The following is a 17,159-nucleotide window of genomic DNA, read 5'->3' on the forward strand; positions in this document are numbered from 1 at the left end:
CACACGAGGAGGACCGAGCATGCAAGGACGACAAGGACAGGGAGGGGAGTCATGGGAGAAGCTGGCCAGTAAGAAAATGGCGGCTCTCAATGGTACCGGCAAGGTACCAGCCATCCCCCAACGTCCTCCCGGCATGGTACGTGTAAACCAACCCCCACCAACGCCGCGAGTCGGGCGGCCCAAACGCGAAACGCCACAACCGAAAACCTTTCGCAAGGCTGTTTTTGTTGTCGCGGCGATTCTGTTAGTCTGTGCTATATTTGGCTTCTTTGTCGCAATGAACCTCTTCCAAGGAATTGCCGAGGGTTCCGGTCCTGCTGGCACAAATACGAGCTTCCTTTCGGCGCTTTCGACCAGGGACTACGCCCAGGCCTATCGCACGCTTGGACCATCCATCACGATCCAACTCTCGGAGGGCGATTTTACCCACCAGGCTCAGGCAAGCGACAAATGCTATGGCGCCATTACTGATTACAAAGAGGTCGCTGGTAGCGCTACCAACGACGGGAATACTCAGAGCTACTCCTACACCATTAAACGTGAACATCTCCAACAGACTTATGAGCTAAAGTTCACCCTGGTGAAGGATCAGGATGGCACCTGGAAAATCTCGGACTATGGCAATGACCTGGGTCCCAAGGGCCTGAAAGATCTTCCCGCCTGTAAGAGCTAAAATCCTCTCGCTGTCTCTACATCTCTGAGACGCGCCAGCAGGGTTATATACATAGCTAGACCCGGCAAGAAGGCCGCGCAGAGCTGCAACTCTGCGCGGCCTTCTTCTCATCCTCCGCTGCTTTTCCACGCACAACTATCTGCACTGAATAGGCGTAATAACTAGAGTGATGTGTAGCACAAAATTTTCCGTACCATTATATGTATACGCGTGCGCTTGCCCCCGAATGGGGGTTAGCAGCGTCGCCCCACTACCACGCGCCAACTGTGACCTACTCTTTGCCGGAAGGATAGAGAAATACATGCACATCTTACGCGCTCTACTCATACGCCAACAGGTCCAGGCAGCCCTGATCTCACTTGAGACCCTGCAACAGTTGCTGGCCTCCTTCGGCTACCCGATGGTCTTCCTCTTTGTCATGATTGAGAGTATCGGGATTCCCATTCCTGGGGAGACAATGCTCCTGCTTGGCTCCTTTTACGCCGCTATTGACCACCGCCTGAATATTGTATTTGTGATCGTTTGTGCCGCTGTGGGGGCGATTGTGGGCGATAATATCGGCTTTGTGATTGGGCGCAAAGGTGGCCGTCCCTTTGTCGAGCGCTATGGGAAATATGTCTTCATCCGGCAGAAACACCTGGCGAAAGCCGAGCAGTTCTTTGAGCATCATGGTGGCAAGACCGTCTTTTTGGGACGCTTTACCGCGATCTTACGTGCCTGGGCCGCCTTCCTGGCTGGCGTTAATCATATGCCCTGGCGCGCATTCCTCATCTATAACGCAACTGGCGGCATTCTCTGGGCAACTATCGTCGGCCTCGTCGGCTACTACGCGGGTCGCATCTTCCATGAAAACTTCGCCCAGGTCGAGCACCTGGTGGGGACAGCAGGCTGGATTATCGCGGGCGTCGTGGTCCTGGGCGCTATTCTCGCCTACGTCATCACGCGTCTGCGCAAGAAGAACGCATCAACCTCCCCTTCATCAACGAAAGAGAACCATCACCAGGAGCCAGAGCACTAAAAACAACAAGCTTCTATAATAGATCCTTTGGGTGACTGCGATCTCATATATTGACGAAAAAGCGGTATGAACATATACTAAAAGTAAGTTTGTATCGTAGTTTTATTTACGCCTATAGGAAGCAATGAGGAAGCTGCTACTATATAGTGGACTCCTGCTGGTGGTGATCATGGGAGTCTTGATCTACAACTATAACCGCCAGGTTAATACCACGCAGATCGCCTCCTGGCAGCCGGAGAAGATCCGCATCCCTGGTCTGCATATCGATGCGTCCGTTTTGGGAGTTGGCGCGACGCCCGATGGGAAGATGGATGCCCCTACCTCGCAGGCGCTCAACTCCCCCTACTGGACCAGCGTCTTCTGGTATGAGCTAGGTGCGGCTCCTGGACAGGCGGGGAACGCCATCATCGCCGGGCATGTGGACCGCGTGGGTGGCGACCCCGCCATCTTCTGGTCCCTCCACACGCTCACGCCTGGCGCACGCATCTACATCGATATGGGAGGAGAAACAACCCTGACCTATGTGGTGGACAACGTGAAAAGCTACTCAGCCAACGAGCCCGGCAGTGAGGCTCAAAACGAGGTCTTTGGCTCCACTACCGAGCATCGCCTGAACTTGATTACCTGTAGCGGAGCCTGGACCGGCACTGGCTATGATCAACGCCTGGTCGTCTTTAGCCACCAGGTAGCACCATAGCGGAGACTACTCAAAGGCATTGATACCCGTTAAGGCCTGGCCTATGATCAGGGTATGAATATCGTCGGTGCCCTCATAGGTAAAGACCGACTCCAGGTTATTCATATGACGGCTGATCGGATATTCAAGCGTGATGCCGTTCGCGCCAAGAATGGAACGCGCCTCGCGCGCCGTCTCCAGGGCTTCACGACAGTTGTTGCGCTTAGCGAGCGAGATCTGCACCGGGTGCAACAACTCCTCATCTTTCAAGCGTCCAAGCTGCAAGGCCAGGAGCTGCGCCTTGACCAGTTCCGTGGCCATCAGGGCCAGCTTGCGCTGTACCAGTTGGAAACTGGCGATGGGGCGCTTAAACTGGACACGCGTCTTAGCATACTCCAGCGCCGTCTCAAAGCAGGTGCGAGCCGCGCCAGTCACGCCCCAGGAGATGCCAAAGCGGGCCTCATTGAGACAGGAGAGGGGACCACGCATGCCCTTCACGTTTGGCAGCATATTGCTGGCAGGCACACGGCATTCCTCGAAATGCAACTCAGACGTAACCGAGGCACGCAGCGACAATTTGTGATGGATATCGCTGGTCGTAAAGCCCGGTGTCCCCCGCTCAACCAGGAAGCCGCGAATACCATCTTCGGCGCGCGCCCAGACCACCGCCAGGTCCGCCACACCACCATTCGTAATCCACATCTTTGTGCCATTCAGGATATACTCATCTCCGTCCCGGCGCGCGCTGGTGCGCATGCCAGCGGCCTCGCTGCCAAAATCAGGCTCCGTCAGGCCAAAGCAGCCAATCACCTCGCCTCGCGCCATACGCGGCAGCCAGTGCTCTTTCTGCTCTTCTGACCCAAAAGCATAAATAGGATACATGGCCAGCGAGCCCTGCACAGAGACAAATGAACGCAGGCCGCTATCGCCAGCCTCAAGCTCCTGGCAGGCCAACCCATAGCACACCGCGCTCAAGCCAGCGCAACCATAGCCATCGAGGTGCATTCCCAGCAACCCCAGTTCCGCGATCTCTGGAATCAGTTCGCGTGGGAAGGTACCAGCCTCAAAGTGCTGGTCAATAATGGGCAGGACGCGCTCGCGTACAAACTTACGCACAGTATCGCGCACCATACGCTCTTCATCAGAGAGCAGGTGATCAATATTATAGAGGTCAGTCGCGGATGGAATCTGGGCCAGTCGCTGGGCAGTTATCTGAGACATATGAATTCCTAATTCCCCTCTGTGGTCTTCTTCTCCGAAAACCCTGAGCGCGAAGCGCTAGACACGTAAGTGGCGTTGGATTTCGGAATAAGATCAGTAACCTGATGTTCATGCACCCTCCCCTTTGAGGGCACATTGCCTGTAGCTATTATATCGCAAAAGCAGGCGAGAAGGAGGGAGAGGAAAGGGTGTGGGTGGGAAACGCGGCATTGCCACGTTTCCCACCCACACCCTTTCCTCTATATCGAACCTCATGGGTTGCTCTGCGTATATATGGAAGAGAACCAGAAATCACGCTCCTCAGAGCGACCAGTATACAGCCGAAGACACAGCACGATAAGGACATTGCATGTACGACCTGCCGACAAAGCCCTTAAGAAATGATAGCCAGTGGCGACAAGCGGCACCGGGGCTGCCTATGACGCCCCAGCCTCCACGCCGTCCTAAGCGCTCCTCCTATCTCTATGTCCTGCTCGGCACGGGTGGTTGTTTACTATTGCTGGTATGCATCCTGGGAGGTGTACTGGCGGGCATTGCCCTTCTGCCATCGTTCACCTTCCATCCCGCGCCCCAGCAGCCCTCGTATACCCCTCCTTATGATGAAGCGAGCACCTTTGCCAGTACACCCAAAGACGCCGTCTACCGGGTCATGGGCAAGCCGACCCTGACCCCGGCTTTTATCAACCTCGTCCTCGCACGCAATGACTCGCCCGCCTTCGGCAAGGGGCAGGCACTCTATGATTATGGTGTGCAATACGGAGTTGACCCCGCCTACGCCTTGGCCTTCTTCTGGCAGGAGAGCCACTTTGGCAAGCTGGGAGTCGCCCAGGAGACCCACTCTCTGGGCAATATTCGCCAGCGCCCAGACGAACCAGCCTATCAGGGCTACCGGCTCTACAAAACTTGGGAAGAGGGCTTCCAGGACTGGTATCGCCTGATCGCCCAAACCTATGTCCAGGGATGGGGCCTGGTGACCGTCGACCAGATTATCCCTACCTATGCCCCAGGAAAGATAATAACGACGAGGCCTCCTACATCCTCACCGTCAAAGTCGCCGTCGACAAATGGCGCACAGAAACCACCCTAAAGAAATAAAGGAGTAAAGGGATAGGGGCATGGTTTGCGGGCGGGTGCCCGCAAACCATGCCCCTATCCCTTTACTCTGAGCGTCGCAGGCGCGAAGTTTACACTAACATTGGCGAGTCCCACAACGCCAAAAGGCGAAAATTGACCAGAAACCCGAAAGGATGTATCATAAAAGATCTAAACGGTCGAAACACAAAAGTAAAGACGACTAACTACCGATTTCACATACATATAGATAGAAGATAAAAGAAAGTTCAGCGCGAAAGTTTGGCATAATGAAACCAACCTCTTTCTGGAATACGCTTCCACAACCTATTATTGGCCTGGCGCCCATGGATGGCGTCACGGATGCCCCCTGTCGCACCATGCATGGCCTGCATGGCAGACCAGATATTGTCCTGACCGAATTTACCAATGTCGAGGGCCTCTGGAAGGGGAGCGACCGTATCTTCCGTGACTTCCTCTATACCCCTGCGGAGCGCCCGGCTATCGCCCAGATCTTTGGCTGCCGCCCCGAATACTTTTATCTTGCCGCACACGTCGCGTGTGAACTCGGCTTCGATGGGGTGGACATCAATATGGGCTGTCCCGCAACCAAGATCGCTAATAAAGGCGGCGGGGCCGCGCTCATCCGCGTGCCTGATACCGCGAAGGCCATTATTCGGGCGACGCAGGCAGGTGTGCGCGACTGGGCCAATGGACAGACGCTCGAAGAACTGGGAATGGAACCTGAGCGCATCCAGCGCATTCGCCAGATGAACGAGGAGCGTGTGCGAATCTGGGGGGATAAGGCAGTGATTGAGCGGAGCCTCCTACCGGTCTCAGTGAAGACCCGCCTGGGATACGACTCCATTACCATTACCGACTGGGTGAAAGATCTGCTGGAAATGGAACCCGCCAATATCTCCCTGCATGGGCGCACCCTCGCGCAACACTACAAAGGCGAGGCCAACTGGGACGCCATCGCCCAGGCGGCCGAGATCGTCCGACAGACCGATACGCTCATCCTGGGCAATGGTGATATCCATAATCTCTATGATGCCGCTAAGCGTATTCGCGAGACAGGCGTGCATGGTGTGCTTATCGGGCGCGCGACCTATGGCAATCCCTGGCTCTTCCAGAATAAAGCTCAGATGAAAGAGGTCGTCAATAGTGACGTTGAGCCAACGCCTGAGAATATTCCCAGCATTATGCCCTCGCGCGAAGAGCGACTACGGATGGCCCTGGAGCACGCGCGTGTGCACGCTCGTCTCAAGGGCGAGGATCATTTTGTTGAGCTGCGCAAGCATATGGGCTGGTACCTGGGCCATTTCGCAGGCGCCAAGCAGGTCCGCAATGAGCTAGTCAGAATCAACAGCCTAGCAGACGTTGAGGAGATTATCGAGCGTGCGCTTACGCAAGAAGAACCCGCCGACACACCAGGCAGCGATGAGGGCATCATACAGGAAGAGCTGCGCGATCCCGAACTCGACCTCAGTTGCTCCCTCTAAACCGATGAAAAAGCAGAGCGAGGCCCTCGTTTCCCGAAACGAGGGCCTCGCTCTGCTTTTTCACATGCCACTTTTTTAGCAGAATTTGTTCATATTCTTTCATAGGGAGACAATCTCAGAGGATATTTATTGACTATCAATCATGGCTACCAATCATAGAAAAAACAAAAGGGTAAAAATAGCTAATCAAATGATAAAGCGACGGCGAGTGTCGGTGCAAAAAATATCCTCTCCTGGGGAGAGAAGGCACCCAGAGAGAGAGCCAACGAGGATAGTTGGATTAGAGACATGAGTGGTGTAGCCGCCTCTCTCAAGCGAGGTAGCCAACTACACCAGGACGACCTCGCTAAAATCACCTACCAGCTTCTGGATTTCGCGCAAGCGACGCTCAGCAATTTCCACATTTTCTAGGGCTTGCGCCAGGATACGAGCCTCTAGCGAAGGATATGACTCAGCAATTTCCGGGTCAATTGAACCGACAAGCTCCAAAGCCTTGTCTAGCTTGGTTTCCAGGGTTGCGGTTGACATAATCTGTTACCTCACATCATCGCAAAATATGTAACGTCTCGAATGTAAAGAATGTCTATCCAGTCGCTACGCTACTAGAAACTAGTAGGCTCTTGAGATCTGCTCCTTACTTCTAATTCCCCTTGCCATATTCCTTATGACGCCAGGTTTTAGTAAAGAGAGTAAAACCTCTTGTATCTACGTCTATATTACACTAGAAGCAAAAAATCCCAAAATAAAAGCCCCAAAATCCGCCCAACATTCCTATTGACAGCCGACATGAAGCGACTGAAAGCGGACCCTTGCATGTTTGTCAGAAAGTTACTTTTCTCAAACTCTATAACACACAAAGGGCTCAGGTTATTTCCGACTACGCAACCAGGATAAAATAGGGTTTTTCAGGAGCACTCGATCAACCTGCCAGCTTGATCGACATATTCCACATTCTCGCTCTATACCTATTATAAGGCAGGAAGGCCAGTTTTCGCCTGAGAATTCGCTGAGAAAATATGCGCCCATAGGGAGAGCTTGTAACAAAACAGCTATCTGGCAAGTGTACATATACATAGGGAATATCTACCCAGAAATGGGAAGAGGGTAGTGGCGAATGGGAAGAGGGTAGGTTTGATTTACCAAGCAGAGTTGTTACTGTAATTGTAACTGACATATCAGGAGGTTTCAATTCTTATGACGAAAACATATGCAGAGCATCATGCTTCAGTAACAGTAGATGCACCTGTACACCAGGTTTACTCCTTATTCTCCCACTTTAACGACTTTCCTAAGTTTATGAGCTTTGTGAAAGAGGTTACCTATCACGACAAACAGAATAGTCACTGGGTCGCCGATGTGGCGGGTAATCACGAGTGGGACGCGAAGAATGAAAATTGGATTGAGGACAGGCAGATCGGCTGGCACTCGACCCAGGGTCTCGACAACTTTGGCAAGGTGACCTTTGAGCCAACCAGCACGAACCAGACGAAAGTCGATGTTTTCATCAACTATAACCCACCCGCCGGTGTTGTAGGCGATGTTGGTGAGAAGCTTGGCGTTGGGGGTCGCTTTGAGCAGAAACTCCAGCACGATCTCAACCACTTTGCTCAGATGGTGGAACAGGCTCCTCCAGGCTCGCTTGATCCCAATTCGTCAAGCTACCTCTTCCATGAAGAGAGCGCGGCCTCGCAAGGAAAAACCACCGGCAAACAGAACCAGACCATGACCGATGAGCCGAATCTGAGCAGCCGTGAACCCGTTCTGGACCGTGATATCACTGGCATGTCCTCAACCGCCGATACCCCACCGCTTCAGCGCAGAGGCGATATTCCCCCCGAACATATATAGCTGAAGAATAGCATCTCTACTAAAAGCGGCGACCCTTGCAAGGGTCGCCGCTTTTAGTAGAGATGCTATTCTATAAAAACTCAACCTTAAATCTTAAATAGATAGATGTGTCATGGCTCCTTTTTTGCCAGATCCAGGCATGCGGGTACCCCACAAATGACCTCAACGCTTCTCCCTCCCGGGCCAATTTCTCACGTTCCTGGCGCCTACCATGACTCTTTATACCAGGCAAGAGCAGCATTATGCTGCAACACACAATACACAAATACAATATTGCTGAGCCCGAATTCTCTAGAATCTTGAAAAAATTTACGCTTTAGGTATTGACATTCCAAATTGTATATGTTAATATCAAAGTGTTCCAAATGATTCGATTAGGAACGCTTCCAGAGAGGAAAGATACTCTGGCACTTGGCTATAGGCCTTGCATAAGTAATCCGGAAGGAGGGCTTATGACTCTTCCATTGAAGAAACCAATTCGCGTGCTAGGGATGGTGTATCAAATTGACAGGTAGTGCCCGTAGAGGCGGGCTCGATGCATCGTCCTGAGTCTCACACCACTTGAAGAAAACAACTCGTTCACACGAGATAATGAAGTCTATCGGCTACTACAGCCGTACATCTGGTGGGGACCAACAGGAACACAAGCCTGGAAAGCCAATAATTCTTGGCCTACGTGGAATCAGGAAAAAGGTTGAAGAAGCACAGGAGTTGTGTAGAATAAGACAAAACACGCTGGTAGCCGATTGAAACATGTGAGAACTGTCTCGGCTACCAGCGCTTTTTTATGCCTTAGAGAGAGTGATAGCGTTGGAGCGTGGGGGAATGCCCACACTCCAACGCTATCACTCTCTCTAAGCCTTATGGCTGGACTGCGTACGCTTTTTGGTGATATACTCGACTGGTTAGCATGCAGCTTGATCACCTTTTAACCTGAATAATCCAGCCAGCGACACGGGCATAAGAGAGAGTATAGTATGCGAAGAACAAGTCCCTTCATAGAACGATTGGTGCAAGGTCCTATTCTCTGCGATGGTGGAATGGGAACCCAGCTCTATGCCCGAGGTATCTCCTATGAGCGATGCTTCGAGCAACTCAACCTCACCTCTCCCGAGCTGATTAAAACCATTCACCTGGAATATGTGGCCGCGGGGGCCGAAATCATCGAGACCAATACCTTTGGCGCGAACCGCTTTCGCCTGCGCGAGCATGGACTCGAAGAGCAGGTTCATGCCATCAACCGGGCTGGCGCCAAGATCGCACGTGAGGCACGTGAACTGAGTGAGCAACCCATCTTTCTCGCTGGCAATATTGGCCCTCTTGGCAGCCACCTGGCTCCCTTGGGAGATATTACGCCAGAAGAAGCTCACAGCGCCTTTCAAGAGCAGGCGGCGGCCCTGCTAGAATCGGGCGTCGATCTCTTGATCATTGAGACCATCACCAACCTGGAGGAGATGCGCGAGGCGCTCTCAGCCATTCGCGGCATGACAGATCTGCCCATCGTGGCCCTGATGTCCTTCGATGAAGAAAATACGGTCTCAAGCGGTGAGGAGCCGCTCCTGGTGGCACAGACGATGCAGGGACTGGGGGCCGATGTCGTGGGCGTCAACTGTGCCCTGGGACCCGCTGGTACCTTTAGCGTCATCGAGGGCATGAGCACGGGGGCCCAGAGCACTTTCTCCTGGCGGCCCAGCCCAACGCGGGCCTGCCCAAACGCGTGGGCAATCGCTTCATTTACGGAGCCTCGCCTGACTACTTCGCTGACTACGCGCGTCGCTTCCTTGAAATCGGGGTGAGCCTGATCGGAGGCTGTTGTGGCACGACACCTCAGCATATTGCCGCCATGCGTAAAGTCCTGGCCGAATACGCTCCCGAGTTGGGGACACGCGAGGTTACAGTCCCCAAACGCCAGCCTCGCCTTGAGACGATCTTTGAACGCGATCCAGAAAGCTCCAGCGGCACCCAGACGCACAGCACCTACCTCTCACAACGCCTCGCCACAGGACACTTCGTGGTGAGCGCCGAGATGCGTCCCCCACGCAGCGTCAAGTTTACGCGCTTCCTGCAAAATGCTGAGTACCTGCGCGACATTGGCGTGGATACCATCAATATTACCGATAACGCCATGGCCCGTGTACGTATGAGTAACGTCGCCGCAGCCCGCCTGATTCAGCAGCAGGTTGGCGTGGAAACCATTGTGCATTTTACACCGCGCGACCGCAATCTGATGGCGGTCCAGAGCGATCTGATTGGCGCCCACGCCACCGATATTCGCAATGTCCTGGCTGTGACCGGTGATCCTCCCACCCACGGCGATTTTCCCAACGCCACGGGCATCTGGGATGTCGATAGCATTGGTCTGATTGCCATCTTGAATAATCTCAATCAAGGCCTTGATGGGCGCGGACGCAAGCTAGGAACGCCCGGCTCCTTCTGTATAGGCTGCGCGGCCACCCCTCCCGCAACCGATATCGCGCTCGACCTGGAGCGCTTACACCGCAAGATCGAGGCAGGCGCACAGTTTATCATGACCCAGCCCGTCTATGATCCCGAGACGCTCATCAGCTACTTTGAGCGCTACAAGCAGGAGTATGGTCCGCTCACCATTCCCATCCTGGTTGGCCTGCAACCGCTTCACTCCTACCAGCAGGCCGAGAAGTTCCATAACGAGGTACCCGGCATCGTCATTCCCGAGGCTGTCCGTGAGCGCCTGCGCCTGGCGGGCGACCAGGCCTGCGATACGGGATTGGAGATTATTAAAGAGCTCTTCGATGCCATCTTGCCTTATATCCAGGGTACCTACATCATGCCCCTGGACCGCTACGATCTTGTGGGCGAGCTTCTCCCCTATATTCGCCAGCAGACCGTGGATCGCGGCAGCGAAAGTGCCATTTCCTCTTAAAAGAAGACAGCAAAAGGCCCCACAGGCACATCTGTGGGGCCTTTTGCTGTCTTCTGCGTTATTCCTCGCCCAGAGAGAGGACCGCCATGAAGGCCTCCTGCGGAATCTCTACGCTTCCCACCATCTTCATGCGACGCTTGCCCTCTTTCTGCTTCTCCAGCAGTTTGCGCTTACGCGAAATGTCACCACCATAACATTTCGCCAGCACGTCCTTACGCATGGCTTTGACCGTCTCGCGCGCGACGACGCGCGAGCCGATGGCTGCCTGAATGGGAACCTCGAACATCTGACGTGGAATCAGGCTGCGCAACTTCTCGACCAGTGCTCGCCCTTGATAGTACGCCTTCTCGCGATGCAAAATGAGCGAGAGCGCATCCACAGCGACAGCATTGACCAGGATATCCAGCTTGATCAAGTCCGACGGCTGGTAGTCGGCATAGGCATAATCTAGCGAGGCATAGCCCTGCGTGCGTGACTTAAGCTGGTCATAAAAGTCGATGATCAGCTCGGCCAGGGGCAGGCTATAGGTCAGGAGCACGCGCTCGGCCTCAATATACTTAAGCTCTTTATACACACCGCGCTTGTTATTGACCAGATCCATAATAGTGCCGATATAGCGCGAGGGTGTAAAAATAGAGACATCCATCCAGGGTTCTTCGATCTGCTCGATATCGCCAAACGAGGGCATATCGGATGGATTGTCGACCTCGATGACCTCACCGCCCGTCTTCGTGACGCGGTAGGCTACGCTCGGAGCGGTCGCCAGAATATCCAGGTTATACTCACGCTCCAGGCGCTCCTGAATGATCTCCATATGCAGCAGGCCCAGGAAGCCACAGCGGAAGCCAAAGCCCAGCGCGCTTGAGGTCTCAGGCTCATACTGGAGCGCCGCGTCATTGATTTTCAAGCGATCCAGGGCCTCACGCAGTAAGGGGTAGTCATTGCCTTCAACGGGATAGATACCCGCGAAGACCATGGATTTGGCTGGTTGGTAACCCGCCAGCGCCTCGACCTTGCCCGCGTAGGCTGGAAAAATGACCGTGTCGCCCACGCGACAATCTGTCACCTTTTTAAAGCCGGTCGCGATATATCCAACCTCGCCCGTGGTCAGCTCGCCTGCGGAGGTCAGGCGTGGATGAAAGTAGCCAGCTTCAAGGATATCGGTGTTACTGCCAGTCGCCATCATCGTCACGCGCTCGTCGGTATGCAGCGCCCCGTCTACGACGCGTACATAGGCGATCACCCCTTTATAGGCATCATAATGCGAGTCAAAAACCAGGGCGCGCAATGGGGCTTCGGGATCACCCTTGGGGCGCGGCACATGCTTAATGACCGCCTCCAGGATATCCTGCGTCCCGATGCCCTCTTTGGCCGAGGCCAGAATGCACTCTTCCTTGGGCAGGCCAATGACGTCCTCGACCTCTTGCATCACCTTCTCAGGCTCCGCGCTGGGGAGGTCGATCTTATTGATCACGGGGATAATGGCCAGGTCGGCCTCTAACGCGAGGTAGAGGTTCGCCAGCGTTTGGGCCTCGATACCCTGAGTTGCGTCAATCACGAGCAGGGCGCCTTCACAAGCTGCCAGGCTACGCGAAACCTCGTAAGCGAAGTCAACGTGTCCAGGCGTGTCGATCAGGTTCAGCTCGTACTCCTCACCATCCTGCTGAGAAGTATAGCGCATACGCACGGCCTGAGCCTTAATCGTAATGCCCTTCTCGCGCTCCAGCTCCATTTGGTCGAGCGTCTGCGCCATCAACTCGCGCTTGGTCACGGTGCCTGTAAACTCTAGTAGGCGATCAGCAAGCGTGGACTTGCCATGATCGATATGCGCAATAATACAAAAATTGCGAATATGTGCTTGATCGGTCATTCGATAATCCCTCCACCCAAGACCTCATCACCATCCTCGCCTCCGTAAAGCACGGCGGCCTGGCCTGGAGTGATTGCGCGCTGTGGGTGTACAAGTTGTACTCGCGCCCGTTGCCCTTCAAGAGGCGTGACTAACGCGGGTTGTTCGGGGCCTTATAGCGTACGCGTACCAGGGCCTCAAAAGGAGCTGTAGGCACGTCGCCAGTGGTGTAATGCATCTTGCCGATGGTAAACTCCTGCTGATCCAGAGCGGTGGCAGGACCTACAATCAGCGCGTTCTGGTCAGCGTCCAGCTTGAGCACATGCAATGGAGCAGGTGACGTCAAGCCCAGTCCCTTGCGCTGACCGATAGTATAGTAAGCCAAGCCGCGATGGCGTCCCAGGAGCTTCCCCTGCTGATCATAGATGGGGCCCGGACGTGGTATCGTGATCAGTGGCTGCGCAGCCGTGACGGTAGCGGTTACACCAGCGGGCATCAAGGCATCATCTTCCTGCTTGCTTGCCGCATAGCGATCAATAAAACCGCGATAGTCATTCTGCGCCACAAAGCAGATCTCCTGGCTCTCAGCCTTGGTCGCCACGTTCATGCCACGCTCAGCCGCCATGGCCCGCACCTGGGGCTTGGTATAGCCTCCCAGGGGGAAGCAGGCGTGACCAAGCTGGTGCTGGTTGAGCACATGCAACACATAGGACTGATCCTTGTCGGGATCGAGGCCACGGCGCAGGCGGCGCCTCCCCGTCTGGGGATGATCGTCCACGCGCACATAGTGACCCGTCGCCAGATAGTCGGCCTCCAACGCCAGGGCCTTATTGAGCAATACTGTGAAACGAATATGCCGGTTACAAGTCAGGCACGGGTTGGGCGTCCGACCAGCAACATAATCTTCATAAAAGGAGTCAACAATGCGCTCTTTAAATTCCTGCTCGACATTCACCAGGTAAAAAGGAATATCCAGCATACGCGCGACGCGACGCGCGTCATCCACTGACTCCAGCGAACAACACTTGTTCTGTACTACGCGCTCAACGCCATCGTCCTCTGCCTCAATCACCCCTGGCTCTGACCAGAGGCGCAGCATCATACCGATGACTTCATGTCCTTGTTCTTTCAGCAATGCAGCGGCGACCGAGCTATCTACGCCGCCGCTCATAGCGACGACTATCCGAGCCATAATATAATACCCTGCCTAGTTGTAGTTGACTAACATGACGACCGCGGTCGCAGCAAGCGTAGAGAGTGGAACGAGATACGACCGATAATAGCAAAAAGACTAGCCAGATGGGGGGCTAGCCTATGATTCTGAGCAGGCATTGCCTGTTCTTGATTTCAATCCCTCAGTTCCAGTCCCTCAGACGAGTATACGCCTCTTCAGACCTTTACTGCCAACATCTAGGGTAGCATAGTAGAGACAAGTTGTCAAACCGCAAGGCCAGCGCAAGGCCATCCAATTCTCTTTCAAACCTTGCCTCGGCTCGCGGCGCGAGGAAGAAGAAACACATAGAGTGACTGGATGAATTCCCTTTGCCTGTCGATGATACATAGTGGCAAAGCGCATGCTAATAATTTCGGCTGATGACCAGGGCGCTAATGTCGTCTTGTTTGGCGCGAAGCACACCCTGGTGCTCCTGGAGGGAGAACTCAAGCGCGCGCTGCACCAGTTTCTTCGCGGCGGTTGTACGCGCAGACGAGCGCATGATAGCAGCGATCTCGATATCGGTCAGGTTATCATGAACGCCATCTGTACAGAGCAAGGCGCGATCACCTGGCTCAAACGCCAGTTCAGCCAGGTGGACGACAGGTTCAACCTGGTCGCCCAGCGCTTGCGTGATACCGTTACGGCGCTCAAAGTAGGCGCGCTCTAACTGGCTCAGTTGCGAGGCGTCACTCGCCTGGTCAATACGCCAGGCATCTTCAAGCGTCAGCATCTCACGTGCTACTAACAGCGAGAAGAAGCCATCATCATCGGTCAACCGATGAAAATCGCCGTTGGCCTTGAGCAGGTAGATGCGACTATCGCCCACGTGCGCGCAGAGCAAACGACACTCGGAGCTACTGGGTTGATAGTCAAGGGCAGCCAGGGCAATCGTGGTGCAAGGGCGCAGGGGCGTACCATCTTCTTTTGTGCGGCGCGTGCTCTCCGCGCAGAGCCGATGATGGGCTTGTAAGATAACATACTCTAAAAGCAAAAGCAGATCGATGTTTGAAGCGTCACTCTCTTCATCGTTGGTTGAGACCTGGCGTGCGGACAGTACTTTTTTCCAGTGAGAACGAACTGTTTGCGAGGCCACAAGTGAACCAATATACCCATCTTCGCCACCCACTCCATCAAAGACAGCGCCTAAGCTCGTCCGGGGCAGGGACAGGATACGATCCTCATTTTGATCTGGGCGTGTCGCCTTCGCGAGCGAATACCGGGCAAAGGTCAGGGGTGGGGGAGTCTTGCGCGAACGCGGCGCGAGAGTTGGAGTCACAGAGACAGGAGAATGAACTCGACGAGAAAGGGACGCAGGTTTTTGCGCGTTTTTTAACATAGCTTTTAGATTCCTTATTGCCTAAGAGGAAACTTGAGCGCGGAGCGCTGTTAGTTTCCGCATAAAAAGATAGAGTAATAGACCAGGCCACAAATAAACATTTACTAGCAATTATAACCAGAGCGACCAGCAAAGAGCAAGAAGGGAAGGGTAAGGTGTATCAGGTGGCGAACTGATACACCTCACTCTACATACCTACTCGACTGATATCCTGGATTCGTGTATAATGGCACCAATGCCAGCAACGTGCATCGAAGAACGCCATTATCATTGCTATTCTTCTATCAGATCTTCTACACAACGCTGTTGAGCAGAAGAGCATCTTTACACCATTTTGACCGAATGAAAGGCAGAGTACAATCATGGCTAAGAAGTCAGCAACAGCGCGCAGAAGTGCTCAGCGCTCCAAAGCGACCCGCACCAAGGGCTTTGAACTGGTCCAGCCCGCCGTTGAGGAGCGCGAAGAGGAGAGCCCTCTCCTCGAGGTAGAAGAAGAAGAGATCGTCACTTCCGAACCTGAAATCGAGAACGTCGCTTCCAGCGTTGTCGAGGAAAAGGCAAGCACCCCGGTAGCGGTCGCTCCCGAGCAGGGAAGTGCACGCGCACGGCTGGCAGCACGTCGCCAGGCCAAAAATAGAAGCCAGCGCGCGGCCCCCCAGTTGATTACGGTTGAGCATTTTGCGTATGTGAAACGCGACCTGATTACCATTGGCATCCTTGCCACCCTGCTCTTCGTGGTAATTATTGTGCTTTACTTTGCCTATGGCAGTGTGCTCTAGTCTGCTCTAAAAATAACCAGCCAAGCAATAAAAAAAGAAAGGCACTGACCGTCCTATCCTTAGAGACATGAAATACGGTCAGTGTCTTTCGCCAAAGAGAAAAAGGTTATGAAAGGGCTGCTAGTGCACCAGCGGGCTTGTGCCCAGGCCTGAGGGGACACCGTGACGATAGGCGGCGGGAATAGTCACGCCCAGCACGCGCTGCATCGCCATAGTGTGACAGCAATCACCCCAATCATGGAAGAAGCGGCACGTGCAATCCCACGTCCCATTATCAAAAGTGGTGGTATGAACGTCATTTTCGCCGTGGAAATTGGCTTCAAAACGGGTAAACTGAATGCGCTCCGGCTCCTCTGCGTAACGTTTGGCTTTGGCGATTTTATTGATCATGCTCGAGTTCATGGTCTGCACTCTCCTTGAATTCTAAAAACCACTACCGTACCACATACCGTTTATCACTTAGGCCTGCTTACGTCTCCTACACCCTTGTATTCAACGAAGTACAGTGCCGAACGCTCAAAAAAGAGATGCGGCCTCCTTTCTTTGCAGGACAAATACCGCTCAGGATCGAAGCAGAAGCGGTCCTCCGAGCCAGGGCTCAAAATGCCAAAGGAGCAATGTAGGGATGTACCCGTCCACGTAAGAGCGACTATCCAGTTTTCAAGGTATAAAAAAAACACCAGGGCGAAATGTCCCTAGTGCGTGTTGCTATGCATCGGTGTTCGTCTCGTCAGACGCCAGCAGCGTATATTTCAGCTGATAGTGTGGCGAATTTGTTGAGACTGAACCCATAAGCATGTAGCCTCCCACTCGTACTCTCGAGTGTAAACGCCTGAGAAGCAGAACATTGCTTCTCGGCATGGATGCCTGATCAATAGTGTCTCGTGATGAAATGATTATACCATAGAGAAAGTTGAAAGTCTACCCTTCTACATTTTCCCATGCACTCATACATCTTCCCCGGCCTCACATATCCTCACACCGAAAATAACCGCATCCATAGCGTTTACGTATCAGTAAGATCACTGTTAGCGAAACCGATGCGCAACTTTCGGTCGTGGCTCC

General features: G+C 53.8%; 14 protein-coding genes and 2 pseudogenes. 9 read left to right on the forward strand and 7 right to left on the reverse strand.

Features of this window, described 5'->3' with window-relative positions:
* The first annotated feature begins 19 nt into the window (after positions 1-19).
* From JMJ16_RS22675 to JMJ16_RS22685, 3 genes are all read left to right on the forward strand, one after another.
* Positions 20-673, forward strand: coding sequence for a hypothetical protein (locus tag JMJ16_RS22675; RefSeq protein ID WP_201369226.1), 654 nt, complete (start codon positions 20-22; stop codon positions 671-673).
* A gap of 301 nt (positions 674-974) precedes the next feature.
* Positions 975-1,691: a DedA family protein gene (locus JMJ16_RS22680; RefSeq protein WP_201385238.1), complete on the forward strand. Its 717-nt coding sequence runs from the start codon at positions 975-977 to the stop codon at positions 1,689-1,691.
* 124 nt (positions 1,692-1,815) lie between these two features.
* Positions 1,816-2,388 carry a class F sortase gene (locus tag JMJ16_RS22685; RefSeq protein WP_201385240.1) on the forward strand — a complete coding sequence of 191 codons (573 nt, stop codon included), beginning with the start codon at positions 1,816-1,818 and terminating at the stop codon, positions 2,386-2,388.
* A 6-nt stretch (positions 2,389-2,394) separates the two neighbouring features.
* Here the strand turns inward: JMJ16_RS22685 and JMJ16_RS22690 are convergent, their stop codons facing one another.
* Positions 2,395-3,588 (reverse strand): acyl-CoA dehydrogenase family protein, encoded by a 1,194-nt coding sequence (locus JMJ16_RS22690; protein ID WP_201385242.1) that lies wholly within the window; start codon positions 3,586-3,588, stop codon positions 2,395-2,397.
* Between the two features lie 349 nt (positions 3,589-3,937).
* On the opposite strand from JMJ16_RS22690, the gene JMJ16_RS22695 reads away from it, so the two are divergent.
* On the forward strand, positions 3,938-4,675 hold the full coding sequence (locus JMJ16_RS22695) for a glucosaminidase domain-containing protein (protein WP_201385243.1): 738 nt from the start codon (positions 3,938-3,940) through the stop codon (positions 4,673-4,675).
* Between the two features lie 274 nt (positions 4,676-4,949).
* Positions 4,950-6,164 (forward strand): tRNA-dihydrouridine synthase, encoded by a 1,215-nt coding sequence (locus tag JMJ16_RS22700; RefSeq protein ID WP_201385244.1) that lies wholly within the window; start codon positions 4,950-4,952, stop codon positions 6,162-6,164.
* Between the two features lie 327 nt (positions 6,165-6,491).
* On the opposite strand, the gene JMJ16_RS22705 is transcribed toward JMJ16_RS22700, so the two are convergent.
* Positions 6,492-6,692, reverse strand: a complete 201-nt coding sequence (locus JMJ16_RS22705) for a hypothetical protein (RefSeq protein ID WP_007910948.1) — start codon at positions 6,690-6,692, stop codon at positions 6,492-6,494.
* Positions 6,693-7,358: 666 nt separating this feature from the next.
* Between JMJ16_RS22705 and JMJ16_RS22710 the strand changes: the two genes are divergently transcribed.
* The 3 genes and pseudogenes from JMJ16_RS22710 (at position 7,359) to JMJ16_RS22720 (ending at position 10,914) form a co-directional block, all read left to right on the forward strand.
* Positions 7,359-8,012, forward strand: coding sequence for an SRPBCC family protein (locus JMJ16_RS22710; protein ID WP_201385245.1), 654 nt, complete (start codon positions 7,359-7,361; stop codon positions 8,010-8,012).
* A gap of 1,040 nt (positions 8,013-9,052) precedes the next feature.
* Positions 9,053-9,807, forward strand: a pseudogene (locus JMJ16_RS22715) (homocysteine S-methyltransferase family protein); the annotation flags it as partial.
* Between the two features lie 48 nt (positions 9,808-9,855).
* On the forward strand, positions 9,856-10,914 hold the full coding sequence (locus JMJ16_RS22720; RefSeq protein WP_374229081.1) for a methylenetetrahydrofolate reductase: 1,059 nt from the start codon (positions 9,856-9,858) through the stop codon (positions 10,912-10,914).
* A 58-nt stretch (positions 10,915-10,972) separates the two neighbouring features.
* Here the strand turns inward: JMJ16_RS22720 and lepA are convergent, their stop codons facing one another.
* The 4 genes and pseudogenes from lepA to JMJ16_RS22740 all read right to left on the reverse strand — a co-directional run bounded on the left by lepA (position 10,973) and on the right by JMJ16_RS22740 (position 15,315).
* Positions 10,973-12,784, reverse strand: a complete 1,812-nt coding sequence (gene lepA, locus JMJ16_RS22725) for a translation elongation factor 4 (RefSeq protein WP_201385248.1) — start codon at positions 12,782-12,784, stop codon at positions 10,973-10,975.
* A pseudogene (locus JMJ16_RS57215) lies at positions 12,781-12,873 on the reverse strand (aminomethyltransferase beta-barrel domain-containing protein); the annotation flags it as partial. The gene lepA and the pseudogene JMJ16_RS57215, both read right to left, overlap by 4 nt.
* Positions 12,874-12,914: 41 nt before the next feature.
* On the reverse strand, positions 12,915-13,955 hold the full coding sequence (gene mnmA, locus JMJ16_RS22735) for a tRNA 2-thiouridine(34) synthase MnmA (protein ID WP_201385249.1): 1,041 nt from the start codon (positions 13,953-13,955) through the stop codon (positions 12,915-12,917).
* A 385-nt stretch (positions 13,956-14,340) separates the two neighbouring features.
* On the reverse strand, positions 14,341-15,315 hold the full coding sequence (locus tag JMJ16_RS22740) for a PP2C family serine/threonine-protein phosphatase (protein ID WP_201385252.1): 975 nt from the start codon (positions 15,313-15,315) through the stop codon (positions 14,341-14,343).
* A gap of 362 nt (positions 15,316-15,677) precedes the next feature.
* Between JMJ16_RS22740 and JMJ16_RS22745 the strand changes: the two genes are divergently transcribed.
* Positions 15,678-16,094 (forward strand): hypothetical protein, encoded by a 417-nt coding sequence (locus tag JMJ16_RS22745; RefSeq protein ID WP_201385254.1) that lies wholly within the window; start codon positions 15,678-15,680, stop codon positions 16,092-16,094.
* Between the two features lie 120 nt (positions 16,095-16,214).
* Here the strand turns inward: JMJ16_RS22745 and JMJ16_RS22750 are convergent, their stop codons facing one another.
* Complete coding sequence (locus JMJ16_RS22750) at positions 16,215-16,496, reverse strand: hypothetical protein (protein ID WP_007910963.1); 282 nt, start codon at positions 16,494-16,496, stop codon at positions 16,215-16,217.
* Positions 16,497-17,159: the final 663 nt, after the last annotated feature.

It is taken from the genome of Ktedonobacter sp. SOSP1-52 (genome assembly GCF_016587395.1).